The 23,756-nt window shown below is 68.3% G+C and carries 26 protein-coding genes and 1 pseudogene; 19 read left to right on the forward strand and 8 right to left on the reverse strand.

Annotated elements, in window-relative coordinates:
* Positions 1-672: 672 nt before the first annotated feature.
* The 11 genes from G328_RS15505 to G328_RS0113310 all read left to right on the forward strand — a co-directional run bounded on the left by G328_RS15505 (position 673) and on the right by G328_RS0113310 (position 9,669).
* Positions 673-1,725 carry a metal ABC transporter substrate-binding protein gene (locus tag G328_RS15505; protein ID WP_019619839.1) on the forward strand — a complete coding sequence of 351 codons (1,053 nt, stop codon included), beginning with the start codon at positions 673-675 and terminating at the stop codon, positions 1,723-1,725.
* A complete protein-coding gene (locus G328_RS0113265) occupies positions 1,722-2,513 on the forward strand; it encodes a metal ABC transporter ATP-binding protein (protein ID WP_019619840.1) in 792 nt (263 codons plus the stop codon). The genes G328_RS15505 and G328_RS0113265 overlap by 4 nt, the downstream gene beginning before the upstream one ends.
* Positions 2,510-3,418 (forward strand): metal ABC transporter permease, encoded by a 909-nt coding sequence (locus G328_RS15510; protein WP_019619841.1) that lies wholly within the window; start codon positions 2,510-2,512, stop codon positions 3,416-3,418. Before G328_RS0113265 ends, G328_RS15510 begins: the two co-directional genes overlap by 4 nt.
* Entirely contained in the window at positions 3,415-4,263 is an 849-nt protein-coding gene (locus tag G328_RS15515) for a metal ABC transporter permease (RefSeq protein ID WP_019619842.1), read from the forward strand. The genes G328_RS15510 and G328_RS15515 overlap by 4 nt, the downstream gene beginning before the upstream one ends.
* On the forward strand, positions 4,256-4,663 hold the full coding sequence (locus tag G328_RS0113280) for a Fur family transcriptional regulator (protein WP_019619843.1): 408 nt from the start codon (positions 4,256-4,258) through the stop codon (positions 4,661-4,663). The genes G328_RS15515 and G328_RS0113280 overlap by 8 nt, the downstream gene beginning before the upstream one ends.
* 195 nt (positions 4,664-4,858) lie before the next feature.
* Positions 4,859-5,095: a 50S ribosomal protein L28 gene (rpmB, locus tag G328_RS0113285; protein ID WP_026339913.1), complete on the forward strand. Its 237-nt coding sequence runs from the start codon at positions 4,859-4,861 to the stop codon at positions 5,093-5,095.
* On the forward strand, positions 5,095-5,265 hold the full coding sequence (rpmG, locus tag G328_RS0113290; protein WP_019619845.1) for a 50S ribosomal protein L33: 171 nt from the start codon (positions 5,095-5,097) through the stop codon (positions 5,263-5,265). Before rpmB ends, rpmG begins: the two co-directional genes overlap by 1 nt.
* Before the next feature lie 3 nt (positions 5,266-5,268).
* Positions 5,269-5,574 carry a 30S ribosomal protein S14 gene (gene rpsN / locus G328_RS0113295; protein ID WP_019619846.1) on the forward strand — a complete coding sequence of 102 codons (306 nt, stop codon included), beginning with the start codon at positions 5,269-5,271 and terminating at the stop codon, positions 5,572-5,574.
* Positions 5,575-5,899: 325 nt separating this feature from the next.
* A complete protein-coding gene (locus tag G328_RS0113300; RefSeq protein ID WP_019619847.1) occupies positions 5,900-6,187 on the forward strand; it encodes an HU family DNA-binding protein in 288 nt (95 codons plus the stop codon).
* 102 nt (positions 6,188-6,289) lie between these two features.
* Positions 6,290-8,374 carry a bifunctional copper resistance protein CopD/cytochrome c oxidase assembly protein gene (locus G328_RS15520; protein ID WP_083919663.1) on the forward strand — a complete coding sequence of 695 codons (2,085 nt, stop codon included), beginning with the start codon at positions 6,290-6,292 and terminating at the stop codon, positions 8,372-8,374.
* On the forward strand, positions 8,371-9,669 hold the full coding sequence (locus G328_RS0113310; RefSeq protein ID WP_019619849.1) for an ATP-dependent DNA helicase: 1,299 nt from the start codon (positions 8,371-8,373) through the stop codon (positions 9,667-9,669). The genes G328_RS15520 and G328_RS0113310 overlap by 4 nt, the downstream gene beginning before the upstream one ends.
* Positions 9,670-9,709: 40 nt before the next feature.
* Here G328_RS0113310 and G328_RS15525 read toward each other — a convergent pair whose 3' ends face one another.
* Positions 9,710-11,482 carry an alpha/beta-hydrolase family protein gene (locus tag G328_RS15525; protein WP_019619850.1) on the reverse strand — a complete coding sequence of 591 codons (1,773 nt, stop codon included), beginning with the start codon at positions 11,480-11,482 and terminating at the stop codon, positions 9,710-9,712.
* A 194-nt stretch (positions 11,483-11,676) separates the two neighbouring features.
* Between G328_RS15525 and G328_RS0113320 the strand changes: the two genes are divergently transcribed.
* From G328_RS0113320 to G328_RS0113330, 3 genes are all read left to right on the forward strand, one after another.
* Positions 11,677-12,213, forward strand: a complete 537-nt coding sequence (locus G328_RS0113320) for a YceI family protein (protein WP_019619851.1) — start codon at positions 11,677-11,679, stop codon at positions 12,211-12,213.
* Positions 12,214-12,551: 338 nt separating this feature from the next.
* A complete protein-coding gene (locus tag G328_RS0113325) occupies positions 12,552-13,904 on the forward strand; it encodes an MFS transporter (RefSeq protein ID WP_019619852.1) in 1,353 nt (450 codons plus the stop codon).
* Positions 13,905-13,942: 38 nt separating this feature from the next.
* Complete coding sequence (locus tag G328_RS0113330; RefSeq protein WP_019619853.1) at positions 13,943-16,615, forward strand: hypothetical protein; 2,673 nt, start codon at positions 13,943-13,945, stop codon at positions 16,613-16,615.
* Between the two features lie 46 nt (positions 16,616-16,661).
* Here G328_RS0113330 and G328_RS0113335 read toward each other — a convergent pair whose 3' ends face one another.
* The 3 genes from G328_RS0113335 to G328_RS0113345 all read right to left on the reverse strand — a co-directional run bounded on the left by G328_RS0113335 (position 16,662) and on the right by G328_RS0113345 (position 18,324).
* Positions 16,662-17,252 (reverse strand): HhH-GPD-type base excision DNA repair protein, encoded by a 591-nt coding sequence (locus tag G328_RS0113335; RefSeq protein WP_019619854.1) that lies wholly within the window; start codon positions 17,250-17,252, stop codon positions 16,662-16,664.
* 78 nt (positions 17,253-17,330) lie between these two features.
* Positions 17,331-17,579: a type II toxin-antitoxin system Phd/YefM family antitoxin gene (locus tag G328_RS0113340; protein WP_019619855.1), complete on the reverse strand. Its 249-nt coding sequence runs from the start codon at positions 17,577-17,579 to the stop codon at positions 17,331-17,333.
* Between the two features lie 49 nt (positions 17,580-17,628).
* Positions 17,629-18,324: a nucleoside/nucleotide kinase family protein gene (locus tag G328_RS0113345; RefSeq protein ID WP_019619856.1), complete on the reverse strand. Its 696-nt coding sequence runs from the start codon at positions 18,322-18,324 to the stop codon at positions 17,629-17,631.
* Positions 18,325-18,482: 158 nt separating this feature from the next.
* On the opposite strand from G328_RS0113345, the gene G328_RS0113350 reads away from it, so the two are divergent.
* Positions 18,483-19,136 carry a hypothetical protein gene (locus tag G328_RS0113350; protein WP_019619857.1) on the forward strand — a complete coding sequence of 218 codons (654 nt, stop codon included), beginning with the start codon at positions 18,483-18,485 and terminating at the stop codon, positions 19,134-19,136.
* Positions 19,137-19,172: 36 nt separating this feature from the next.
* Here the strand turns inward: G328_RS0113350 and G328_RS0113355 are convergent, their stop codons facing one another.
* The 3 genes from G328_RS0113355 to G328_RS0113365 are packed head-to-tail and all read right to left on the reverse strand — an operon-like array spanning position 19,173 to position 20,671.
* The gene (locus G328_RS0113355) at positions 19,173-19,553 is read right to left on the reverse strand and encodes a hypothetical protein (RefSeq protein ID WP_019619858.1); all 381 of its coding nucleotides are present in this window, start codon (positions 19,551-19,553) and stop codon (positions 19,173-19,175) included.
* A complete protein-coding gene (locus G328_RS0113360; protein ID WP_019619859.1) occupies positions 19,550-20,071 on the reverse strand; it encodes a PadR family transcriptional regulator in 522 nt (173 codons plus the stop codon). Before G328_RS0113360 ends, G328_RS0113355 begins: the two co-directional genes overlap by 4 nt.
* Positions 20,072-20,098: 27 nt before the next feature.
* Positions 20,099-20,671 carry an ASCH domain-containing protein gene (locus G328_RS0113365; protein ID WP_110463876.1) on the reverse strand — a complete coding sequence of 191 codons (573 nt, stop codon included), beginning with the start codon at positions 20,669-20,671 and terminating at the stop codon, positions 20,099-20,101.
* 51 nt (positions 20,672-20,722) lie between these two features.
* Between G328_RS0113365 and G328_RS15530 the strand changes: the two genes are divergently transcribed.
* The 3 genes from G328_RS15530 to G328_RS0113380 all read left to right on the forward strand — a co-directional run bounded on the left by G328_RS15530 (position 20,723) and on the right by G328_RS0113380 (position 22,597).
* The gene (locus tag G328_RS15530) at positions 20,723-21,166 is read left to right on the forward strand and encodes a helix-turn-helix domain-containing protein (RefSeq protein ID WP_040905930.1); all 444 of its coding nucleotides are present in this window, start codon (positions 20,723-20,725) and stop codon (positions 21,164-21,166) included.
* Positions 21,163-21,504, forward strand: a complete 342-nt coding sequence (locus G328_RS0113375) for a HepT-like ribonuclease domain-containing protein (protein WP_019619862.1) — start codon at positions 21,163-21,165, stop codon at positions 21,502-21,504. The genes G328_RS15530 and G328_RS0113375 overlap by 4 nt, the downstream gene beginning before the upstream one ends.
* A 70-nt stretch (positions 21,505-21,574) precedes the next feature.
* Entirely contained in the window at positions 21,575-22,597 is a 1,023-nt protein-coding gene (locus tag G328_RS0113380) for an LLM class flavin-dependent oxidoreductase (RefSeq protein WP_019619863.1), read from the forward strand.
* A 21-nt stretch (positions 22,598-22,618) separates the two neighbouring features.
* Here G328_RS0113380 and G328_RS0113385 read toward each other — a convergent pair whose 3' ends face one another.
* Positions 22,619-23,140: a hypothetical protein gene (locus G328_RS0113385; RefSeq protein WP_019619864.1), complete on the reverse strand. Its 522-nt coding sequence runs from the start codon at positions 23,138-23,140 to the stop codon at positions 22,619-22,621.
* A gap of 255 nt (positions 23,141-23,395) precedes the next feature.
* Between G328_RS0113385 and G328_RS16800 the strand changes: the two are divergent.
* A pseudogene (locus G328_RS16800) lies at positions 23,396-23,756 on the forward strand (hypothetical protein); the annotation flags it as partial.

The following is a 23,756-nucleotide window of genomic DNA, read 5'->3' on the forward strand; positions in this document are numbered from 1 at the left end:
GGCCCGCAATCGCGGTTCGTGTACGCCTGCGCGGTGCGGTAGATGGTGGCGTAGGTGCTGAAGTCTGAGGCATCAACAGCCGCGCGCGTGCGGAGGTCGGCGTGGAAGCGATCGAGCGCCGCGCGAAGCGACTCGTCAGAGAGGTCATCGTCAAGATCGGGTGCAGTGTTACTCATCTCGGGTCGCCTCCTTCCGCTCCTGCTTGCCTTGGTTTGAGTGGATCATGAGCCTGCGACATTTCTTCGTGTCGCCCGGTCTGCTGCGTTGGTTTCAGCAGACCACGAGCCTCCGACATTTCCTGCGCATCCTTGGTTCGCCGCTTTCAACCACAGCTGACCACGACCCTGCGACATGCCCCGCTGTCGCACCCGTTCGCTGCCGTGACCTTCAGCTCACCATGACCCTGCGACATTTCCTGACGCCACCCCGTCCGCCCGCGCCCATCCGTCTGATCTCCGCGAACTGACGGTAATTCGAGGCTTTCCCGCTCAAAATGCCGCAAGTTGCCGTCAGTTCGCGGGCGGTGGGTGGTGGAGGAGGTATTGGGGCCTCACCCAACCTCAAATTGCACCAACACTTGAGAACGGTTATCGTTTGAGGCTGAGCACGTGCGAAAAACCGCGCGACCCATCCATTCGCCTCCGCGCCATCTCGGCTAGTTAGGACCCCTTCTTGCGCACTTCACTCCGCGCCGCGCTCGGCGCTGTCTCGGCCCTCGCGCTCGCCGCGAGCCTCGCGGGATGCTCGAGCGGAGCATCCGGCACCGCGGCCGACGGCCTGCAGATCGTGACGACCACGACGCAGCTCGACGACTTCGCCAAGAACCTCACCGAAGGCACCGACGCCGAGGTGACGAGCCTGTTCAAGCCAGGAGCATCGGTGCACAGCTTCGAGCCGACCGCGGCCGACCTCGAAACGATCCGCACCGCCGACGTTGTCGTCATGAACGGCATGGGCCTCGAGCCCTGGCTCAGCGACACGCTCGAGTCGGCGGGCTTCACCGGCACGCTCATCGACGCGTCGGAGGGCATCACGCCCCTCGGCAGCGACGACGACCACGACCACGAGGCCGAGGACGCCGAAGAAGAGGGCGACCACGCAGAAGAAGAAGAAGCCGACCACGACCACGCCGACGAAGACACCGAGGGCAACCCGCACATCTGGACCTCGCCCGAGAACGCCCAGCAGATGGTCGACAACCTCGCCGCGGGCCTCGAGCAGGTCGAGGGCGTCGACACTGCCGCCATCTCCGCAAACCAGGAGGCCTACACGGCCGAGCTCACTGCCCTCGACGCCTGGATCACCGAGAGCATCGACCAGGTTCCGGCCGACGAGCGCCTGCTCGCGACGAACCACGATGCGCTCACCTACTACAACGCGGCGTACGACATCACGTTCATCGGCTCGGTCATGCCGAGCTGGGAAGACAACGCCGAGCCGTCGCTCGCCGAGGTGAACTCGCTCGTCGAGAAGATCAAGGAATCGGGCGTTCCCGCGGTCTTCACCGAGAGCCAGCTCAACCCCGCGACCGCCGAGGCGATCGCCGAACAGGCCGGTGTGAAGGTGTACTCGGGCGAGGATGCGCTCTACACCGACTCGCTCGGCGACGCCGACAGCGACGGGGCGACCTACCTCACCTCGACCATCCACAACACCGAGCAGATCGTCGACTCGTGGGGCGCGACCCCGGCCGACCTCCCCGCCGAACTCGGAAGCACCGAATGACCCGACCCCTCATCGACTACCGCGACGTCACGCTGAGCTACGACGGCCGAACGCCCGCGGCAGAGCGCCTCACCCTCGCACTCAGCGCGGGCGAGGCGCTCGCCCTCGTTGGCCCGAACGGCTCGGGCAAGTCGACCCTGCTGAAGAGCATGATCGGCCTCGTCACCGCGACCCACGGCAACCTCGAGGTGCTCGGCGGCCGACCGCGTGCCGCGGCGGGACGCATCGGTTACCTTCCGCAGCACGACCACATCGACCTCGAGTTTCCGATCACGCTGCGCCAGGTCGTCATGCTCGGCCGGTTCGCGCAGCTCGGCCCGCTGAAGTGGCCGGGGCGCGCCGACCGGGCCGCGGTGCAGGCGGCGCTCGAGCGCGTGAATCTCGCCGATCTCGCGAACCGACGCTTCGGCGACCTCTCGGGCGGGCAGCGCCAGCGGGGCCTGCTCGCGCGCGCCCTCGTGAACGACCCGAGCATCCTGCTGCTCGACGAACCCTTTAACGGGCTCGACACCCCGAACCGCAAGGCGCTCATGCAGACGCTGCGCGAGCTGCGCGCCACCGGGCTCGGGGTGGTCGTGTCGACCCACGACTTCGAGCTCGCGCACCAGGTGTGCACGCACGTGCTGCTCATCAATCGCGAGCAGATCGCGTTCGGCGACATCCACGAGGTGCTCGTGCCCGAGGCGATCGCCGCGACGTTCGGCGAATCGCACGAACACTTCGACACGCACAGCGACCTCGTCGCGCATCCGCACCCCGTTGAGCCCGCGCAGAAGCCGCTGCTGTGACGCCGATCGACGTCGTGTTCGGGGCACCGTTCATGCAGTCGGCCGCGATCGCCCTCGGGGTGCTCGCGGTCGTCTCGGCGGTGGTTGGTGTCGCGCTCAATCTGCGTGAGCTCGAGTTCGTGAGTGACGGGCTCGTGCACGCAGTGTTCCCGGGCGTCGTCATCGGGTTCCTCGTGGGTGGTGGCGCCGGCCCCGAGATCTACTTCGGGGCAATGGTCGCGGCGGTGATCGCGACCGTGCTGCTGACGCTCGCGGCGCGCCGCGGCGCGGGCACGGATGCGGCGACCGCGGTGCTGCTCGCCGGAACCTTCGCGATCGGCATCGTCATCGTCTCGCGGTCGACGAACTACGCGACGGGCCTCGAATCGCTGCTGTTCGGGCAGCTGCTCACGATTTCGCCGACCGACCTCGTGATCATCGGCGCGCTCGGCGCCGTCGCGATCGCGCTCGTCGCGTTCACGTGGAAAGAGCAGGTGTTCGTCGCGTTCGACCGCCGCGCCGCCGAGGCGAGCGGCATGGCCGTGCTGCGCTACGAGTTGATCCTCAACGTCGCGATCGCGCTCACGGTGGTGGCGGCGTCGCGCGCGGTCGGTAACCTGCTCGTGCTCGCGCTGCTGATCGTGCCCGCGGCCGTCGGGCGGCTCGTCGCGTTCCGGCTCGCCGTCATCGTGCCGGTCGCGGCCGTCACCGCCCTCGGTGCCTCGTTCGTGGGCCTCGTCTCGGGCTACTGGCTGTCGGTGGATGCGCGGCTCACCGTCTCGCCCTCAGCGGTGCTCGTGCTCGCGCTCGTCGCGGTCTACCTCGTGGTCGCGGGCGTTTCGAGCGTCGCGCGCAGGGGCCGCGGCCGAGCGAAGGCGCTCAGCCCGGCGAACGGGCTGAGCCCAGCAACGGAGGTCAGCGCATGACCATCTTCACCTCGGCCCTCGTCGCGGCACTGCTCGTCGGCGTGCTCTGTGGCATCGTCGGTTCGATCGTCGTGCTGCGCCAGCGCGCGTTCTTCACGGTCGCGCTCACCCACGCGACGTTCCCGGGCGGCGTGCTCGCCGCGATTCTCGGCGTGCACATCGTGCTCGGCGCGTTCGTGATGGGGCTCGTGCTCGTCGGGTTCATGCTCGTGCTCGGGCGCATCCGTCGACAGGGACGCCAGGTCGCGGCGGGCATCGTGCTCTCGTTCGGGTACGCGCTCGGGGTGTTCCTGCACTCCCTCGTGCCCGGGCTGCAGACGCGCGTCGACTCGTTCCTCACCGGCTCGATCATCGGCATCCCGACCTCGAGCATCCTCATCATCGCGGGCATGCTCGTGCTCGCGGTGGTCGTCGTCGCCGGGCTGTGGAAGCAACTGCTGTTCTCGACGTTCGATCGGGAGGGATACGCGGCGAGCGGCGGCAGCGAGGCGCGCATCGAGCTCGTGACGCTCGTGCTCATTGTCGGCACGGTCGTGACGACGATGCCGGCGATCGGTTCGATTCTCGCGATCGCGATGATCGCGGCGCCGGCGGCGGCCGCGAAGCTGCTCGTGCGGCGCATCGAGTGGCTGATGCCGGTTGCCTGCCTGTTCGGGGCGGGGAGCGCCGTGCTCGGGCTGTTCGCCTCGCAGTGGTTCTCGATCGCGGCGGGTGGTTCGATGGCGCTCGCGGCGACCGCGGTGTTCCTCGTCGCGCTCGGACTGCACCGGGTTACGCGCCCGGTAGCTAAGCGCCCGGTCGGGGCAGCTGGCTACACTGGCCGCAAGGAGCCCCTGAATGCCTGAACCTACGACTTCGACCCCGCGCCGCAACACGCGTCAGCGTGAGGCGATCCGTGACGCGCTCGCGGCCGAGCCGGCATTCGTGAGCGCGCAAGACCTGCACCACAAGCTGCGGCAGGCTGGCGAGAAGATCGGCCTGGCCACGGTGTACCGCGGTCTCGCGCAGCTCGCCGAAGACGGCGAGGCGGATACGATGCTCGCGGCCGACGGCGAGCGCTACCGGGCCTGTGGTACCGAGCAGCACCACCATCACCTCGTGTGCCGCAACTGCGGCCGCACGGTCGAGGTCGAGGCTCCCGAGGTCGAGGCGTGGGCCGCCCGGGTCGCCGAGGAGCACGGGTTCACCGCGATCACGCACGACCTCGAGGTGTTCGGTCTCTGTGCGGAGTGCGCGGCGGCGTAGCCATCCCCGCGCCCTAACCGCGATCTCCCTCTTCCCAAGCACGCGTATCCGCAGTAAGCTTGGTCGCTGGTGCGTTCGGGGTTCCCCTCCGGCGTAACCGCGCGAGGTCGAGTTCGTCACTGTCTCTCGATCGAGCGCCGACAAGAGATCTTGGGCGGTCCGCTCTTGCGGGCCGCGGTAGTGAAGGAGAAAACTATGGCAGCAGTGTGCCAGGTGACCGGTGTGACACCGCAGTTCGGTCACAACATTTCGCACTCGCACCGACGCACCAAGCGTCGGTTCGACCCGAACATTCAGAAGAAGAAGTACTTCGTGCCCTCGCTCGGCCGCAGCGTGACCCTCACGCTCTCGGCCAAGGGCATCAAGGTCATCGACGCGCGCGGCATTGACGCGGTCGTTGGCGACCTCCTCAAGAAGGGAGTGAAGCTCTAATGGCAAAGAAGAGCCAGGACATCCGTCCGATCATCAAGCTTCGCTCGACCGCGGGCACCGGTTTCACCTACGTGACCAAGAAGAACCGTCGGAACACCCCCGACCGCCTCGTGCTCAAGAAGTACGACCCGGTGATCCGCAAGCACGTTGACTTCCGCGAGGAGCGTTAAGACATGGCGAAGAAGAGCAAGATCGCAAAGAACGAAGAGCGCAAGGAGATCGTCGCCCGCTACGCCGAGCGTCGCCTGCAGCTCAAGAAGCAGCTCGTTGACCCGAACGGCACCGACGAGTCGCGCGAAGAGGCCCGCGTCGGCCTGCAGAAGCTGCCCCGCAACGCCTCGCCGGTGCGCGTGCGCAACCGCGACTCGATCGACGGCCGCCCCCGTGGCGTGCTCGCCGAGTACGGCATCTCGCGCGTCCGCTTCCGCGAGATGGCGCACCGCGGCGAACTGCCCGGCATTCGTAAGTCGAGCTGGTAACAGCTCGACCAGACGGTTGAGTGAGCTGGTAGGTCATTCGACCAACCAAGCCACGAGAACGCCGGCGCACACCTTCGAGTGTGCGCCGGCGTTTTCGTTGCGCTCGCCCGAAACAGGCCGATATACCCCAGCCACCCTCGCAACCCTCAGAATCGGGTGGGAATCCGGGCGATTTCGGCCCAAAACCCGCGTGAATTCAACGAAGTCGGCGCGTGGGTGTTAGTTTTGCGACGTTGCCGCACGCCGGGCTCCCCCGCACGGCGGCGACTGAATAGCAATGACTGCGCTCGCATGAGCGAGCACCTGCGTCCGTAGGAGGGCACACATGGCAGACAACACTGTGAACAAGACCGAGCTCGTCGCGACCATCGCAGCCGAGACCGGCCAGAGCCAGGCGACCGTCAACGCGGTTCTGGACGGCCTCTTCCAGCAGCTCGCTGCGAACGCCGCCAAGGGCGTCAAGGTCACGATCCCCGGCTGGCTCTCGGTCGAGCAGACCCAGCGCGCCGCCCGCACGGGCCGCAACCCCCAGACGGGTGCGGAGATCCAGATCGCCGCGTCGAAGGGCGTGAAGATCTCGGCTGGCTCGAAGCTCAAGGCTGCGGTCAAGTAACCCTCCGGGTTCGACTCGCGAACGCCGCCCCACCTCGGGGCGGCGTTCGCTGGTTTCCGGCGCCACCAGCCCCCGCCACCGGCCGAGTACCCTTAGAGGACCATGCCAGCAACCGATCGACTTCCCAGCTGGACCCCCACCACGCTGCAGTTGCTGCGCTGGGGCCCGCTCGGCCTCGTTGTGGTCGCCCTCGCCGTCACGGCGGGCGCCCTCGCGTTTGGCGGCGGCGCCGACCCGCTCACGATCGGCGACCCCGGGCCCGTCGTGCGCTGGGGGCTGCCGCTCGCGCGACTGAGCTTCGACCTCACCGCCGCCCTCACGGTGGGCGCCCTCTGCATCGCTGTGTTCGCGTGCAGCCGCACGCACGACGAGTACGAGCGCGCGATGTCGCTCGCGCAGGGCGGCGGCGTCGCCTGGACGTTCGCGACCCTCGTCACGTCGCTGCTGACCTACCTCGACGTCTCGGCGGTGCCGCTGCGCGCCGACGCGAGCTTCGGCGAGGGCCTCTGGTACTTCCTCACGAACCTCGAGCTCGGGCAGATGTGGCTCATGGCGACCGCGATGATCGCGGTGCTTTCGACCCTGCTGTTCGGCTTGCGCTCGCGGTGGGGCATCTTCTTGAGCCTCGGCCTCGCGTTCCTGAGCCTGTGGCCCGTCGCGAGCCTCGGCCACGCCGCGGGTTCGGCCTCGCACGACCTCGCGGTGGGCGGCCTCACGCTGCACATCACGGGCGCCGCCGTGTGGGTCGGCGGGCTCGCCGTCGTCACGCTGCTTGCGGTGGCCGCGCGCCGCGACAAGGACCGCGACGCGCGCCGCCTCGCCCTCATCGAGCGCTTCTCGCAGCTCGCGCTCATCTCGTTCGTCGTCGTCGCCTTCTCGGGCCTCGTCACGGCGATCGTGAACATGGCCGACTGGTCGCAGCTGTTCACGACGAGCTACGGGCTCATCATGCTGTTCAAGGTGCTGCTGCTCGTCGTGCTCGGCGGGTTCGGCGTGCTGCAGCGCCGGATCCTCATCGCGCGGATGCACGCCAAGCTCGCGAAGGGCGGCTCAACCGCCGCTCCGGCCGCGTGGCTGCTCGGCATCGAACTGCTCGTCATGGGCGCCGTCTCGGGCGCCGCGGCGGCGCTCGGCCGCACGCCGAGCCCGAGCCAGCCGGTCGTCGCCGAGAACCTCGCGAATCCGTCGCCCGCCCAGCTGCTGTCGGGCGAGGAGCTCCCGCCGCCGTTCGACGCGTCGCGCCTGTTCACCGAGTGGAGTCTCAACCCGATCTGGACGACCCTCGCGGTGCTCGGCCTCGTCTACTACTTCATCGGCATGGCGAAGCTGCGTCGCCGCGGCGACGCGTGGCCCTGGTGGCGCGCGGCCGCGGTCACGGTCGGCGTCGTGATCTTCCTCTACAACGTGAACGGGCCGCTCTACGTCTACGGCCGGTTCATGTTCAGCTTCCACATGACCGAGCACATGATCCTCTCGATGATCGTGCCGATCTTCCTCGTGCTCGGCGCCCCCATGACGCTGCTGCTGCGCACCGTCAAGGTGCGCAAGGATGGCTCGATGGGCACCCGCGAGTGGGTGCTCCACGTCGTGCACTCGAAGTGGGCCGAGTTCTTCTCGCACCCCATCGTCGCGGGTGTCAACTTCGCGATCGCGCTGCTCACGTTCTACTTCACGCCGCTGTTCCGCTGGGCCACCTACGACCACGTCGGCCACATGTGGATGATCGCGCACTTCCTCATCGTCGGGTACCTCTTCGTCGAGTCGCTCATCGGCGACGACCCCGTGCGCACGCGCGCGTCGTATCCGATGCGCCTCATCTCGCTCGTGCTCGTCATGACGTTCCACGCCTTCTTCGGCCTCGCGGTGATGACCGGCACGGGCCTGCTCGTCGCAGAGTGGTACGGCGCGACGGGCCGTGACTGGGGGCCCGCAACGGCCCTCGACGACCAGCAGCTCGGCGGCGCGGTCGCCTGGGGCATCGGCGAGTTCCCCACCGTGATTCTCGCCCTGCTCGTCGGCCTGCAGTGGTACCGCAGCGACACGCTGCGGGCGAAGCGGGAGGATCGCCGGGCGGTGCGCGACGAAGACGCCGAGCTGCGTGCCTACAATGAGCGCTTCAAGCGGCTCGCCGAGCACGACGCGACAACCGAGGCGCTCGCGGCGAAACGGGATGAGGTGAGCGAGTGACGCTGCAACTCACGCAGGAGCAGCAGGCGGTCTACGACGCGATCGAGCAGACCACCGAGCACCTGTTCGTCACCGGCCGCGCCGGCACGGGCAAGTCGACGCTGCTCAACCACCTCTCGTTCCACAGCGAGAAGCAGCTCGTGATCTGCGCCCCGACGGGCGTAGCCGCGCTCAACGTCGGTGGCCAGACCATCCACTCGCTCTTCAAGCTGCCGATCGGCCTCATCGGCAACCAGCCGATCGAGCAGAACCGCGACGTGAAGCGGCTGCTGCGCAAGATCGACACGCTCGTCATCGACGAGATCTCGATGGTGTCGGCCGACCTGCTCGACGCGATGGACCGCTCGCTGCGGCAGGCGCGTGAGCGCGCCGCCGAGCCCTTCGGGGGCGTGCAGGTCGTGATGTTCGGCGATCCGTTCCAGCTCGCGCCGGTGCCGCCGAGCGACCCCACCGAGCGCGCCTGGCTGCGCGACAACTACCGCTCGATGTGGTTCTTCGACGCGCACGTGTGGCGCGATGTCGAGATGCGCATCCACACCCTGCGCGAAATTCACCGGCAGCACGACGACGAGTTCCGCTCGCTGCTCACAGCGGTGCGGTACGGCCAGGTAACGGCGGATATGGCGGGTCGCCTCAACGAGGTCGGCGCGCGCACCGCCCCGACCGACGGCATCATCACGCTCGCGTCGAAGAACGCGACCGTCACCCGCATCAACTCGCGCGAACTCGAGCGCCTGCCGGGTCGCGCCATGACGGCCGAGGCCGAGGTGCACGGCGACTTCGAGGGCGCGCGCACGTTCCCGGCCGAGAAGGAGCTCGTGCTCAAGGAGGGCGCGCAGGTGATGTTCCTGCGCAACGACCCCGACGGGCGCTGGGTGAACGGCACGGTCGGCGAGGTGAGCCGCATCAGCCGCACCGTCTACGTCGAGGTCGACGGCGAAGAGCACGAGGTCGAGCCCATCGTGTGGGAGAAGCTGAAGTACGAGTACAGCGCCGACACGAAGCAGCTCTCGCGCGAGGTTGTGGGGGAGTTCCACCAGTTCCCGCTGCGGCTCGCGTGGGCCGTGACGATTCACAAGTCGCAGGGCAAGACCTACGACCGCGCCGTCGTCGATCTCGGGCCGCGGGCGTTCTCACCCGGCCAGACCTACGTGGCGCTGTCGCGCATCCGCTCGCTCGAGGGCCTGTTCTTGTCGCGCTCGCTGCAGCCGGGCGACATCTTTGTCGACAACGACGTGCTGCGGTTCATGGACGAGGTCGCGCAGGCGCGCAAGGCCGCGGCGCTCACGAGCTAGCGCGACGCTAGCGCAGGGCTAGTGCGGGACTAGCGCCGGTTTAGTGCGGGTGGATGTGTCGCGCCACCTCGCGGATGAGCGGCTCGGGATGCTCGTGGCGGCCGAGCACCTCGGCCCACGCGGGCACGTACTCGTCGTAGTAGCGGTGCGCGTGGCCGCCTTTTGAGGCGATCGACGCGGGCATGTCGGCGGCGACCTGCCAGAACGTTACCCACGGCCACCACACGATGCGCGGCGTGACGTCGTAGCCGTGCGGCTCGCGGAGCCACTCGGGCTCGCGCCAGATGAGGCTCGGGTGCCACCAGACGACGGGGTCGCTCGGGTGCTGGAGGAACAGGAAGCGGTGGGCCTTCCAGTCGGCGTAGGGCTCGCCGTCGGCCGGGCCCCGGAGGTCGGCGCTGCGGTTCGAGAAGCGCACGTGCTCGCCGTTGCCGATGCGGGGGAGGGTCTGCGGCGAGCCGTCGCGGCGGCGGGCGACGAGCTCCTGCCAGATCGGCGAGAACTGGGGCGTGCCCGACCAGACGGCACCGTCGAGCCGCTCGATCATGTCGTCGGCGTCGCTGAAGATCGACAGCGCGCCGAACGAGCCGAGCGACTCGCCCTGCATGTAGAGCTTCGGGCGACGCTCGGGCGGCAGCTTCCGCAGCTCGGCGACGACCTCGCGGTAGAGGCACTGCGCCGTGAGCTGCGGCGACTTGCGGTCGGCGAGCAGCGCGAGCGCGCTCGAGAGCACGGTGTACTGCAGGCTGACGGTCGCGCAGTTTCCGCGGGTGAGGTACTCGAACGAGCCCATCGACCAGTCGCTGAGCCAGCCCGTGCCGGTGCCGATCGCGATGCAGAGGTGCTCGCGCTCGAAGCCGCCGGCGCGCTTTAGCTCGCGCACGGCGCGCTTCGCGGCCTCGGGAATCGAGACGTGGGCGCGCAGCCCGACGTACGCGCGCACGGGCTCGAGCACCGGCTCGTCGGCGGGGCCGTTGCCGTTGCCCCGGGCGGCCCAGTACGCGGCGATGTCGGCGCGGCGCGGGCCGTCGCTCACGATCGCCTTGCCGTGTCGGCCGAGGGTCGTGAAGGGCTCGTACGAGGCGGCCGAGCCGCTGCGCTCCGGCTGCTCGGGGGCGGTGCGGCCCGGCATCGGCTGCAGGTTCTTCGCGAGCGCCTTCGTGCGCAGGAACCCGACGAAGCGATCCCACACCACCGAGCGGTTGAGGTAGTAGGTGACGAGGAACGTCACGATCGTGCCCGAGAAGGGCGCGGCGAGGGCGGGGAGGAACCGCTGCAGCAGGCGCCGGGTGCCGCGCGACTGCAGCCGGAAAAGCGCGACGATGCCGAGCGCGGCGCCCGTGACGCCGGTGCCGGCGGCGACGCCGACGAGCTGCGTCGTGTGCGAGGGCGGCGGGAAGTCGACGAGCTTCGCGATCTCGCGCTGGCGGGGAATCGAGGTGGCGAGCGCGAGCAGCGTGCCGCCGACGAGCGTCGACACGACGGTGATGCGCCAGGCCTGGGCAACGGGGAAGGGGATGCGCGCAAAATTCCTCGCGGGGAAGCGGCGGCGCAGCAGCGGCATCACACCGCGGCGCACGAGCCGCGCAGCCGTGCCGATGCCGTAGCCGTAGAGCTGCGACAGGCTGAGGCTGCCAGCGGTCATCCACCAGGTGCGGGGGAGGAAGCTCGGGCCGAGGGCGATCCACGAGGTGACCTGCGCGCCCGCGATGCCCCACCAGTTCGGGCGGATGCGCCGGGCGAGGGCGGCCTCGGCAGCGGGCTTGCTGTGGCGCCGCCGATTCAGCGCGCGGCGGAATCGGCGACCAAGCATGTCGTCAATTATGTCGGCGGCGGGTGTCGAACGGGTGGGAGTGCCCGCCCGACGTCGGTTTCGCGTTGCTCGCTGTTCACCCAATGTGGAGCCGTCGGCCAGAGAGATTGCCGAAAATTTGCCGCGACCCCTTGCGTAAATCGATTACTCTGCATAAGTTGTATCTGCAACTAAATCTTGAAGGAGCAGTATTCATGGCAACCATCACCCCCGGTACCTGGACCATCGACCCGACCCACACCGACGTGCACTTCTCGGTGCGCCACCTCGCGATCTCGAAGGTGAAGGGCTCGTTCGAGCAGTTCGAGGGCACGATCGTCGTTGGCGAAGACATCACGCAGACGACCGTCGAGGGCACTGTTGAGGTCGCCTCGGTGAACACGAACCAGAAGCAGCGCGACGAGCACCTCCGCACGAGCGACTTCTTCCTCGCCGACGAGTTCCCCCAGATCACGTTCAAGTCGACCGCGGTGCGCGCCGACGGCGACGACCTCATCGTCACCGGTGACTTCACGATGCGCGGCGTCACCAAGCCCGTCGACTTCAAGGTCGAGATCGGTGGCCAGACCGTCGACGGTTACGGCAACACGAAGGCTGGCTTCGAGGCCACCACGACCGTGAACCGCAAGGACTTCGGCGTCAACTGGAACGCCCCTACCGAGGCCGGCGGCCTCACCCTCGGCGACGACGTCAAGATCGCCATCGACGGCCAGGTCGGCCTCAGCGCGTAGTCGACACGCGCCCAGGAACTCAGCGCGCTTGCGGCGAACCTCCCGGTTCGTAGGGCATAGTTAGAGCGCGAGATTCCTCGCCCCCAGATCCACCAGCGTCCTGCCAAACTCCCCCCAACCCGGCAGGGCGCTGGTGCTGTTTCCGGGCGATGCCCCGCCGCGCATCCGCCTGCGAGGGATGCCGCGGTGCGTAATAAACGGTCGAAGCAGTTCTGCGAGGGCACGCCCGGTGCTACGTTCGGCGTCAGCGCGGCCGCGGCATCGGTCAGTGCGATCGCCACTGCCTCCCCAGGCACTGCCTCCCAGGCACTTCCTCCCCAGAGAGAGACCGACCGACCGTGACCCAGCTCGGCCAGACCGCCACCGTCCCCGCCAGCCCCCACCGACCGAAGCATTCGCGCCACCGCGCCCGCCGCGCTGCCCTCGCCGGGTTTCTCGGCAGCGCCCTCGAGTACTACGACTTCTTCATCTACGCGACGGCGGCGTCGCTCGTGTTCAACCACGTGTTCTTCGCCGAGGGCGACCCGAACGTCGCGCTCATTCAGTCGTTCGCGATCTTCGGCGTCGGCTACGTGTTCCGTCCGCTCGGGGCCGTGCTGTTCGGCCACCTCGGCGACCGCATCGGCCGCCGCAACACGCTCGTCGCGACGCTCACGCTCATGGGCCTCGCGACCTTCGGCATCGGGCTGCTGCCGACCTACGAGCAGGCGGGCATCTGGGCGCCGATCTCGCTCACGCTGCTGCGCATTCTGCAGGGCATCTCTGCCGGCGGCGAGACCGCGGGCGCGTCGTCGCTCTCGATCGAGGAGTCGCCCGTCGGGCGCCGGGCCTTCTACCCGAGCTTCACCGCCACCGGGCTCAGCGCGGGCATCGTGCTGTCGTCGTTCGCGTTTATCCCCGTGCAGGCGATGGATGCGGCGGCGCGCGACGCGTGGGGCTGGCGCCTGCCGTTCCTCGCGTCGATCGTCATGCTGGTCATTGCGTTCCTCGTGCGGCGCACGCTCGACGAGTCGGGCGAGTTCGTGCGGGAGCGCGCCCGCGACGACTTCTCGAAGGTCGGCCGCGTGCCGATCGTGACGATGCTGCGCACGCACCCCGTGCCGTTCGTGTCGGTTGCGCTCATGAGCATGCAGATCGTGATCTACACGTACCTGCAGGGGTTCGGGCTCGCGTTCGGCACCCAGCTCGGCACCGTCGAGCCGAGCACGCTGCTCTGGGCGCTCGTCGCGGGCAACCTCGTCGCGATCGTGACGCAACCGCTCCTCGCGCTGCTCGCCGACCGCATCGGCCGCCGGCCCGTCGCGATGACCGGGCAGGCGCTCGCGGGCGTGCTGAGTTTCCCGTTCTTCTACGCGCTCTCGACCGCGAACACGACGCTGCTGTTCGCGACGAGCATCGCGCTTGTCGGGTGCGCCTACGCCGGCGCGAACACGCTGTTCACGAGCTGGTTCGGCGAGCAGTTTCACGTGCGGGTGCGCTACACGGGCCTCGCGATTGCGCTGCAGGTCGGCGCGATCACGGCCGGGTTCTCGCCGACGATCGGCACCGCCCTCGTTGCCAGTGACGGCAGCCGCTGGGCCGTCGCCGCGTCGGTCGTCGCGGTCGGTGCCGCGCTCGCGGTGCTCGGGTCGGCGCTCGCCCGTGAGACGTACCGCACCCCGCTCGACCAGCTCGGCAACCCGGTGCGCTGACCCGGCCCGGCGCTTCGCGGCCCTTTAGACTCGTGGGCATGCCCGGCACGCCCGAGACGACGCAGCCCGACACGACCCAGCCCGACACGACGCAGCCCCGGAAGCCCCGGACGCCGGCGACCGCATCGGCGAAGCGACGCCGGCTCTGGCTCGGGTTTTCGATCGCGCTCGCAATCGTGGCGGGGCTCATCGGGCAGTTCGGGTTCCAGCGGGTCACGTCGGTGGCCGACCAGCCGATCACGTTCGTCGTCGAGGATGGGCTGCCCTACGGCATCACGCAGGAGCGCGTCGAAGCGGCCGCGGAGATCCACGGTGCCGTGAGCCGCAACCCGTTCACGGTCATGGTGGTCGAGCGCGACCTCGACTGGGACGAGTACGCGAACGGCGAGCTGCCCGAGGGCGTCGACCTCATCCTCTCGGTCGGGTACGACGTCGACGACCCCGACCTCTCGCTGCCGAGCCGCAACCGAATCGGCATCGCGGGTGAGGAAGACAAGTACTCGGAGGCCACCGCGGTTCGCGAGTCGCTCATGAACAACCTCACGATGGGGCACGGCCCGAGCGCCGTCGTCGGCGCCGCCCGCACGGCGGCCGTGACGCTGTTCGACGGCGCCTCGCGCTCGCCGCTGCTGTGGGGTTCGCTCGCGGCGCTGCCGCTGCTCGTCTCGCTGTTCTTCCTGCTCGGCGCGCTGCGGGAGGCGCGCAACGAGCGGCTGCGCCGCAGCCGGTTCATGCGGGCCAGGCTGCAGCTCGCGCGCGTCGTGCTCGAACACGACACGCTCGAGGTGCGGTACGCGGTCGCGCACGAGGCGCTCGCGGATGCGCGGGGTCGCGCCGCGCGCCGAGAGGCGCAGGCCGCGCGCAAGAAGCTCGATCGCGACTGGAAGACGGTGCGCAACGAGAGCCTCGAGCTCGCGCGCCTCGAGCAGGCGCTCGAGCGCGAACTCATCAATCCCGCGGCGCCCGTGCACTCGAGCGTGCCGACGTCGGGCGTCGAGCTCGCCGACTTCGAGCGGCGCGTCGAGAAGCTCCGCCGCCGCGCCGACTCGCTCGCGGCAGCCGCATCCGTTCGGGTCGGGCACGCGAACTCCGACGGCGTGCTCGCCCGGCTCGCGCTGCCGATCTCGCAGGCGACCGGCGAGATCCTCCGTGAACGGGATCGACTCCCCGGCCGCACGGTCGAGCGGCTCGAGACGCAGCGGCGGGCGCTCCTCGCGCTCGTGCGCGAGAGCGAGGTCGAGGCTCGGGATGAGCCCGGCGCCCACGCGGTGAAGGAGCAGGCCGACCTGCTGCGGCGCTGGCGCGATATCGAGGGGAACCTCTGCGCGACGCTCGACCGTCTCGCCAACTCGCTCCCGAGCGGTGGGATGGGCCCGGGCGCGATCGTCGCCGACGCTCGGGATCGGGCGCGCAAGCGCATCCGCGCAAACACCTCGGGGGAGACCGACACAACCGCCGAGCTGCGGAACTCGCTCGGGCTCGCGAGCTTTGAGGACGGCGCGCTCGTGAGCGCCGAGATCGTGCTCTCGCGGCTCGGGCGCAGCGCGGCGTCGGCCCCCGAGCGCGATGGCGGCACGTCGCGGCTCGCGTTCGGGTTGGGCGGTGTGATGTTCGTCGCGCCGATCGTCATCGGGCTCGTCGTTGGCGGGATTGCTGCCAATGCCGCGTCGGAGCGGCCCGGCCGCAACCTCGTGCTCGAGGGTGACAAGCCGATCTCATCGCTGCAGGTGTTCGGCGACACCGATCTCGACATCGACACGGTGAACTTCGACTACGTGCGCGAGAACATGGCCGACCTCGCCGACTTCAGCGACGATCTCGCGCTGCTGCCCGAGGAACTCGACGTCACGGTCTCGGTGCTTCCCGTCGACGACTACTTCGGCGAACTCGAGTTCGACGCCGAGTGGGAGTCCTACGAGATTCCGTACGACCGGTTGCTCGAAGGTTACGAGCTGTTGTTCGCCGACATCGCCGCGGAGTACCCCGAGGTGTTCTCGGATGCCACGGGCGAGGTGGCGCTGGGCCAGGCAATTCTGCCGCTTTGGACGTTCGGCGACGGCTCTTATGCCGTGGGGATGCCCCTGACGGGGGAGATCAGCTGGGGCCCCGAGAGTGACCTCGGCGCCTACTACTTCAACGCGACCGAGCTGCGGCCGTGGAATCCCGCCGACGACGACAGCCCCCTGACGGTCGGCGACCGCGTCGTGCACGAGCTGCTGCAGCTCGGGCGGCAGCTCGAGCACAACAAGCTCGAGGCGGCCGAGGAGGATGCGCAGGGCATTTTCTGGGCGGTCGCGTTCGCGGTGTGGACGGCGATTCAGGCCGTGCTCGTGGTTGCGGCCGCAATCTCGAACTTCTGGCGGCAGCGTCGAGGGTCGTCGGCGGCGCGCCGTCAGCTCGAGGGCGTGCGCTCGCGGCTCGAGGGGCTCGCGCTCGGGCTAGACCTGTCGCGGCTCGACATGGTCGCCGTGCTCGGCGCCGGCGAGGGCGAGACCGGTGACGCCGCGGCCGCCGAGCAGCGCCTCTACGAGACGGCGCTGCTCACCGCGTGGCGGCAGGCGCAGGCGCTCGAGTCGCTGCCGCGGAACCTGCAGCGCGGGCCCGAATGGGTGGCGCAGGTCGAGGGGCTCGAGCGGCTCGTCAAGTCGCTCGCCGCGCGCGACGCGGATGTGTCGGAGCGGGCGCTCGAGGTGATCCGCGCGGGCGACTGAGGTGCTCGCGCGGCGGCTGGGTCGTGCCTGGCTGGGCCGGGCTGGGCTACTTCTTCGTCTTCGCGGCCGCCTTCATCGCCTTCTTGGTTTCGCGAACCCGCTGCAGCGAGGCGTCGTCGACGACGTCGGCGATCGAGCGGAACGCGTCGTCGGGGCCGTAGTCGCCCGCCGCATCCCGCCACCCCTCGGCCTCGAGGCCGAACTGCTTGCCGAGCAGGGCGAGGAAGATCTTCGCCTTCTGTTCGCCGAATCCGGGCAGCGCCTTGAGGCGGCGCAGGATCTCAGCGCCGGTCGGGGCCGCGCCCGCGGACGTGGGGGAGGTCCAGATCGCGGCGGTGTCGCCGTCGTAGTCGTTGACGATCGCCTGCGCGAGGGCCTGCACGCGGCCCGCCATCGAGCCGGGGAACCGGTGCACGGCCGGCTTCTCTTTGAACGCCTCGAGGAACTTGTCGGGGTCCATCGCCGCGACCGTCTCGGGCGTGACCGTGCCGAGCCGGTCGACGAGCTTGCGCGGGCCCGCGAACGCGGTCTCCATCGGCACCTGCTGGTCGAGCAGCATGCCCGTCAGCAGCGCGAACGAGTCGTGGGCGAGCAGTTCGTCGGCGGCGACGTCGCCGCTCAGGTGGAGTTGTGGCATGCGCCTAGTTTGTCAGGCTGATGGCCGCGATGTCAGTGCGGACTGCTCGTAGGTGATCTCGTACTGCACGGGCTGAGGTTAGAGCCCGAACTCTGCCGTCACCTCTGCGTGCGATACGCGCGGCTGGGTCTCGTTTCGGGCTGCCTCGGCGGCACGGATATCTGCCTGATCTTCGAGTGCTTCGAGGGCCCGGTCGAAGAATTCCGGCGAGACGACAACGGCTCGACGTCCGACGCCGCGGGAGGTGATTTCGACCGGTTCGCGCTGCGCTGCAGCGATGTAGTCGCTCTGGCGCGCGCGGAACTCGGAAAGGGTGATTGACGTCATGACTTAAAAGTACAACTTGTACAAGATGTGCACAAGTGCTTTTACCTGCTCAGCGCGTGCGCTGCAGGCGCGGTCGCTCCAGGTCGGTGTTATCGAAGATCCAGTCGGCGTGGGGGCGGGGGTCCGATTCCTGCAGGTACAGCCGCTGCCCTTGCACGTAGCGGTGGTTCGATGGCGACTCCGGATCCGGGTCGTGCCGACCGGCGAAGCGCGCGTTTCCGCGTGGCACGCTGACCTCGAAGGGCACTTCGAGCCAGATCGTCGCGTCCCAGATGTCGAGGAGCTCCGGCCGGTGCAGGAAGATTCCGTCGACGAGAACGATCCCGTGCGGCGGTACGGTGACGGGATCCGCGTCGACTGCCTCGTCTCTCGCGACGTCCCAGATTGCCGGGGAGATCGGCGCGTCGCGGCGCAGCGGCTCGACGACCGATCGCCGGAACTCGGGATACCGGTATGACCCGCGGTAGAAGCCCTTCGGCCCGGAGCCGGCTTGCTGGCGGACGCTTCGGGGGTGGTGAAAGCCGTCGATGCTGACGCGGACGAGCGGTCGGCCGCCCGCGGCTCGAGCGTGGTCGGCGATCTCGGCAGAGAGGTGCGACTTTCCGGCGCCATCGAACCCGTCAAGGCCGATCAGCGCGCGCGAGTCGGGGCGTACTCGCTGGATCTCCTGCCAGAGCTGCGAAACGATGCGCTCTCGCTCGTTCTGCTGTCGTTCGTACTCGTGGCGCTCGGTCGGTGTGGTCATGCCTGCAGGCTAACGATTGGCGGTCGAAGGTAGTTGCCGGGGCATTGTTCGCGGTCGGTGCGCTCGGTGGTTGAGCAGGATGTCCATCAGCACACGGCACCTATGTGCGTGTAAAGGGAACCTTGACGCGCACACGCGCTGAATGTAGCGTCGATGACATGGAGGATCAGCTCGGAGTCGCCGCTTGCTCGCTGTCTGAGTTGGCCGCCTCCATAGATCCCGAACGCCAGATCACCGACCAGGGTGACGAAGTTGCTTCGATTCAGCGCGCCGACGAACTGGTGCGGCGGGCGCACGAGCGCCTCGTTGAACTGGTCGTCGCGGCGCGGGCGGCAGGGGTGTCGTGGCAGGCCATCGGTGACGCGCTCGGCACGAGTCGCCAGGCTGCCTTTCAAAGGTTCCGGACGCACACGCAGGAGGAGAAAGCGATGGCTGAGCAGACAACCGACCTGATGGAGCGGACTCGCAATGTTTTCGAGAGTCTCAACGCGGATGACTATGAAGCAGTGCGGGCGCACATGACCTACGCAACCGCTCGCACACTGAACAAGAAACGCGTGATGGGTGTGTGGGGGGACGTCGTCGACGCGACCGGTCGGCTCGAGTCGATGGACGAATTCACGGTTCGGACGCCCGATGGGGTCGACGCGTTCGACAGGTTCATCAACCGGGCATTCGCGAATGGCGCAATCGTGCAGACCACGTTGCGCCACGAGGCTGGCGAGTGGATGGGGCGGGTTGCGTACAACGGTTCGGGCAAGATCACCGGGCTGCTGATTGCACCGCTCGGCTCGAATAACCTTCCGTTCTAGGCCGCACTGACGCTCCGGTGGAACTGTGGCATGGGCCTAACGCTCCAGGGCGATGACCAACGTCGTTGCGGCGAGTAGGAACGAGACCGGCGTCATGGTGAGGCGCTCGGAGCGGCTGCGTGAGATCGCATTCGTCAGGATGCCAAGGGTGAAGTAGGCGAACAGTACCCACGTTGCGACGCGAACAAGGGCGCTTTCGCTACCTGGGATGACTGCCGCGCGGCTGAGTAGCAATGTGGCCATGACGAGATAGAGGGCTACGGAGATCACGCTGCCGATGCGCAATCGCGGAGGAAGCACTTCGTGGTGACCTCCCCAGACGAGGCGGCCGAGGGGAAATTTCGACGCCACGAGGATTTGCAATGCGGTGAGGGCGGCGAGGAGGGCCAGCGCGACGGTGAGTGCAAGTGCGGTCATGATGTTCGCAACTCGTCGAGCCAGTCGGCCATGAGTTCGTGTGCCCGCACGCCGTAGTCGAGCGTTGCGAGCCGGTAGTGAGCGGTTTGTCGGTGCTGTTCCGGCACCGTAGTGGCGTGGATTTCTTCGCGAAGACGTACGAGTCGTTCGAGGTCGGTGGTTACGCGCCCGCGAATGACTGTGAGAACCCCCTCCTGCTCCTCGCGCGGCATGCTCCCCAGTAAGTAGATCTTTGCGAGGGTGACTTGTTCGACGTCGGATTCGGTGATTGGCGAGCGCATCCACTCGCGCCATGCCTCGCGGCCGGGCCCGGTGATCACGTAGAGGTTCTTCGGGCGCCCGGTGTCGGTGGAGCGGTGTTTCTCCACTAACCCCTTCGCCTCGAGTACTTCCAATGCTCGCTGAATGCTTCCAAGGCTGGCGGAATAGAAGAGCGAGATGCCGGTCGTGAACTGCTTCCGCAGCTCGTAGGCAGAGCAGGGCCGCTGAAGAAGGAGGCCGAGGAGAACGAAACGCATGCCGCGAGCATATACCTCATAGGTATATTAGGTTCGTGCTCGTGTGTTCTTGCCGGCGTCGTCGCCGTGCGGGCGGGTGTGTCGGTCTGTGCCGCCGATCGGCGGATACACGACGCGGAATCGCTGGCAGACGATCGGCATATCGTCGCGGAACGGCGTGCCAGGCGCGACGTGCTGCTCGTAATAGGTGCGGTGGATGCGTCGCCACGACGCCAGGCTGCGATCGTCCTCGCCCTCGGTGAACGCGTGCTCCGCCGTGACGCGATTGAACGGCACGATCTCGACGCTCTTCGTCTCGATGACGGCGCGCGGTGCGCCAGAGCTGTCGAGGAGCACATCCAGGTCGCCGACCTGCTCGAAGTCGATGCCCTCCGCCTCGTACTCCTCCGTGTATCCGGCCGTGCCGGTCTTGATGCCGGCGAGCACGAGTGCGAGCAGGCTGTCGGCGTGCTCCGGAGTGGCGCCGAGTCCCCACACGTGGTCTGCGGATGGGGGAGTCTCGGGAAGTTCTGGCGCCTGCGCCCTCGCTGCGCGCCAGAAGTCGGCGATGTCGGGCACTGAGGGGGAGTTCGAGGTGTCGCTGGGCGGCGGGGGAGTCATGGGCTGAGTCTCGCACTATCGCGGAATTCCCGGCGCCGATATCATCGTGATATGAGGGACGGACTGCGAGCCTCGCGCGAGCGTGCGGGGCTCAGTCAATCGCAACTGGCGGCGCGGAGCGGCGTGGCACAGCCGAACATTGCCGCCTACGAGGCTGGTCGACGCAGCCCGTCTGAGGCAATGGTCGAACGGTTGCGGGCGGCGATGCGGCCCTTGCCGCACGAGGCGCTGGAACAGCATCGCGACGAGCTCAAGGCGCTCGCCGCGGAGTACGGGCTGAGCAACGTTCGGGTATTCGGTTCCGTCGTCGAGGGCATCGATACGACGCAGAGTGATCTCGACCTGCTCGTCACGCGCGCGCCACACGTTGGCCTGCTGACGGTCGCCGAATTCGCCGACGCCGCCGAACAGCTGCTCGGTGTGACCGTTGACGTGGTGACCGACGGCGGGCTCCCTGCCGACCACCCGATTCTTCGCGTCGCTGTTGCCGCGTGAACGAGCGCGACGAGCGGGCGCTGCGGGAGATCGTGCGGCTGTGCGACGTTGGTGTGCAGTTCGCGGAGCGCGGCTCCGACTGGTACCTCTCGGACCCGCTCAACGCACCGGGTCTTGCCGCCGAATCCATCATCATCAAGATCGGTGAGAACGTAGCGCGCCTGAGCGATGCCACGACCCGCTCGAACCCGCAGGTGCCCTGGTCGAGCATCAAGTGGATGCGCGATCGGCTCGCACACCACTACGAGGCGACCGACTACGGCGCGGTGTGGGGCACGATCACCGCGGATCTTCCGCGCGTGCGGGCGGCGATCGCAGCGGTGCTCGCTGAGTCGTGAGGCCCGCCCGCTCGACCCCGCGTATCCGCCCGCCCCGGAATACCCGCGCGGCCGATGCGTTTTCATCGACATGGCAACCAAGATTGGCTTTCTCTCGTTCGGGCACTGGATGGACGCGCCCGGCTCCAAGGTGCGCACGGCATCAGACGTGCTGCACCAGGCGATCGACCTCGCGGTGGGCGCCGAGGAGGTCGGCATCGACGGCGCGTACTTCCGCGTGCACCACTACGCGCAGCAGCACTCGGCGCCGTTCCCGCTGCTGAGCGCGATTGGTGCCCGCACGAGCCGAATTGAACTCGGCACAGGCGTCATCGACATGCGGTACGAAAACCCGCTCTACATGGCCGAGGACGCGGCGGTCGCCGACCTCATCTCCGACGGCCGGCTGCAGCTCGGAGTGAGCCGCGGGTCACCCGAGCCGGTCATCGCGGGCTACCGCGCGTTCGGGCACATCCCCGACGAGGGCGACCCCGACGGCGCCGACATGGCGCGCCACGCGACCGACGTGTTTCTGCGGGCGATCGGCGGCGCGGGCGTCGCGAACCCCGATCCGCGCCGCTCGCACTCGCTCGACCCGCAGCCGGTGCAGCCGCAGTCGCCGGGGCTGCGCGACCGCATCTGGTGGGGCGCCGGCTCGCGCAAGACCGCGGTGTGGGCGGCCGAACAGGGCATGAACCTGATGTCGTCGACGCTGCTCACCGAAGACACGGGCGTGGAGCTCGGGGATGCGCAGGCCGAGCAGATCCGGATGTTCCGGTCGGCCTGGGAGGTCGCCGGCCACACCCGCACGCCGCGGGTGAGTGTCTCGCGCAGCATCATCCCGATCATTGACGACGAGTCGCGCCGCTACTTCGGAGTGCGGGCGCAGGCCGAGGCGGTCGACCAGGTCGGGTACATCGACGTGGGCGAGATCGCGCGGTTTGGCCGCAGCTACATCGGTGAGCCGGATGCGCTCGTCGAGCAGTTGCAGCGTGACGCGGCAGTGCAAGAGGCCGACACGGTGCTCGTGACGGTGCCGAACGCACTTGGCGTCGACTTCAACCTGCGCCAGCTCGAGGTGATCGCGCGCGACATTCGGCCGGCGCTCGGGTAGGGCCGGCCGCGGGCGAATCGGCTAGTCGTCGAGGTCGAGGTCGAGGTCGAGGTCGAGGTCGTCGAAGGCCTCGGGGTTTTCTTCGAGCAGGCGCTCCATTTCGGCGAGCTTGGGCGAGGCCGCGAGCACCGCGTGCTCGGTGACCCAGAACTTCGTGCCGTTGTCGAGAATCCAGTAGATGCCGATTTCGCCGTCGAAGGTGTCGCCCTGCTCGCCCTCGCGGTTGAACTCGGGTTCGATGAGGTCGCAGACGGCGTCGATTCGGTCGTCGATCTGGTCTTCGGTTGCGTCGTCGAGCCACGAGGTGTGCACGAGTTCGATCTGGTCGGTCGACTCCTCATCGCTGAGCAGCCCCGCCTCGGCGCCGCTCGGCGTCGTGAGCGTGAGGTCGGCGGCGGGCTGCCAGCCGAGCTGCTGCTCGAGCACCGCGCGGAACTCCGACTCAGAGTTGCGCCAGTCGAGGTCCATGCAGAGCCGCACGAACTGGAGAATCTCGTCGTCGCCAGTCGCGCGCTTCGCGCCTGGGATGCTCGCCTGGGTCATTGCCGTCCTCACTGCGTGGATGCGCGGCGCGCGGCCGCGCCCGTCGAGTCGATTGTACGAACTTCAGGTGACGCGGGGCGGATGCTCGAGACGGTAGTGAATGACGTTCATTTGGGAAATCGTGTCAAGTGAATTCTTGCTCTGTGGATACTGAAAGAACGCGGTAAATGAGTAGTTCGGTGATTCTAAATCGAACAGAGATGCTAGAGTGGTGGTGTTGGTAGGGCCCGGCTAGATCGAGAGGCGGTGGCTCGAATGTCGAACGACGATGTCACCGGTGATGGCCGCGGCGATGCTTGCGGTGATGGAGCGCAGTGGGACGTGCCTGGAGTGTCGCACGAGCCTGCGACGGGCGAGGCTGACGATCCGAGGGAGGTTGGGCGCCCGGGTGCGGCGGGTCTGGCGGGCTCGACGTCGGTTGATTGGGATGCGCTCACGCGGCCACGGCGCGGGGTTGAGTTCCGGCCGGTGGGCGAGGCACTCGAGCCTCCGATCTGTGATCGCAGCGGTGCGCCTGAGCCTCGCGACCTACGTGCACTTCCAAATCTCGCCGACCTTCCCGACGGCGAACTGATGCGTGCCCTCGAGGCGCACGGTGCCGAGGTGCGGGCCGTGC

Source organism: [Zimmermannella] faecalis ATCC 13722 (assembly GCF_000381765.1).
Taxonomy (GTDB): domain Bacteria; phylum Actinomycetota; class Actinomycetes; order Actinomycetales; family Microbacteriaceae; genus Gulosibacter; species Gulosibacter faecalis.

What these genes read in the sequence shown, in the direction of transcription:
- G328_RS0113265 (WP_019619840.1), top strand. Translation starts at nt 1,722, where the DNA reads ATGACCCGACCCCTCATCGACTACCGCGACGTCACGCTGAGCTACGAC.
- G328_RS15515 (WP_019619842.1), top strand. Translation starts at nt 3,415, where the DNA reads ATGACCATCTTCACCTCGGCCCTCGTCGCGGCACTGCTCGTCGGCGTG.
- G328_RS0113280 (WP_019619843.1), top strand. Translation starts at nt 4,256, where the DNA reads ATGCCTGAACCTACGACTTCGACCCCGCGCCGCAACACGCGTCAGCGT.
- rpmB (WP_026339913.1), top strand. Translation starts at nt 4,859, where the DNA reads ATGGCAGCAGTGTGCCAGGTGACCGGTGTGACACCGCAGTTCGGTCAC.
- rpmG (WP_019619845.1), top strand. Translation starts at nt 5,095, where the DNA reads ATGGCAAAGAAGAGCCAGGACATCCGTCCGATCATCAAGCTTCGCTCG.
- rpsN (WP_019619846.1), top strand. Translation starts at nt 5,269, where the DNA reads ATGGCGAAGAAGAGCAAGATCGCAAAGAACGAAGAGCGCAAGGAGATC.
- G328_RS0113300 (WP_019619847.1), top strand. Translation starts at nt 5,900, where the DNA reads ATGGCAGACAACACTGTGAACAAGACCGAGCTCGTCGCGACCATCGCA.
- G328_RS15520 (WP_083919663.1), top strand. Translation starts at nt 6,290, where the DNA reads ATGCCAGCAACCGATCGACTTCCCAGCTGGACCCCCACCACGCTGCAG.
- G328_RS15525 (WP_019619850.1), bottom strand. Translation starts at nt 11,482, where the DNA reads ATGCTTGGTCGCCGATTCCGCCGCGCGCTGAATCGGCGGCGCCACAGC.
- G328_RS0113320 (WP_019619851.1), top strand. Translation starts at nt 11,677, where the DNA reads ATGGCAACCATCACCCCCGGTACCTGGACCATCGACCCGACCCACACC.
- G328_RS0113330 (WP_019619853.1), top strand. Translation starts at nt 13,943, where the DNA reads ATGCCCGGCACGCCCGAGACGACGCAGCCCGACACGACCCAGCCCGAC.
- G328_RS0113335 (WP_019619854.1), bottom strand. Translation starts at nt 17,252, where the DNA reads ATGCCACAACTCCACCTGAGCGGCGACGTCGCCGCCGACGAACTGCTC.
- G328_RS0113340 (WP_019619855.1), bottom strand. Translation starts at nt 17,579, where the DNA reads ATGACGTCAATCACCCTTTCCGAGTTCCGCGCGCGCCAGAGCGACTAC.
- G328_RS0113345 (WP_019619856.1), bottom strand. Translation starts at nt 18,324, where the DNA reads ATGACCACACCGACCGAGCGCCACGAGTACGAACGACAGCAGAACGAG.
- G328_RS0113350 (WP_019619857.1), top strand. Translation starts at nt 18,483, where the DNA reads ATGGAGGATCAGCTCGGAGTCGCCGCTTGCTCGCTGTCTGAGTTGGCC.
- G328_RS0113355 (WP_019619858.1), bottom strand. Translation starts at nt 19,553, where the DNA reads ATGACCGCACTTGCACTCACCGTCGCGCTGGCCCTCCTCGCCGCCCTC.
- G328_RS0113360 (WP_019619859.1), bottom strand. Translation starts at nt 20,071, where the DNA reads ATGCGTTTCGTTCTCCTCGGCCTCCTTCTTCAGCGGCCCTGCTCTGCC.
- G328_RS0113365 (WP_110463876.1), bottom strand. Translation starts at nt 20,671, where the DNA reads ATGACTCCCCCGCCGCCCAGCGACACCTCGAACTCCCCCTCAGTGCCC.
- G328_RS15530 (WP_040905930.1), top strand. Translation starts at nt 20,723, where the DNA reads ATGAGGGACGGACTGCGAGCCTCGCGCGAGCGTGCGGGGCTCAGTCAA.
- G328_RS0113380 (WP_019619863.1), top strand. Translation starts at nt 21,575, where the DNA reads ATGGCAACCAAGATTGGCTTTCTCTCGTTCGGGCACTGGATGGACGCG.
- G328_RS0113385 (WP_019619864.1), bottom strand. Translation starts at nt 23,140, where the DNA reads ATGACCCAGGCGAGCATCCCAGGCGCGAAGCGCGCGACTGGCGACGAC.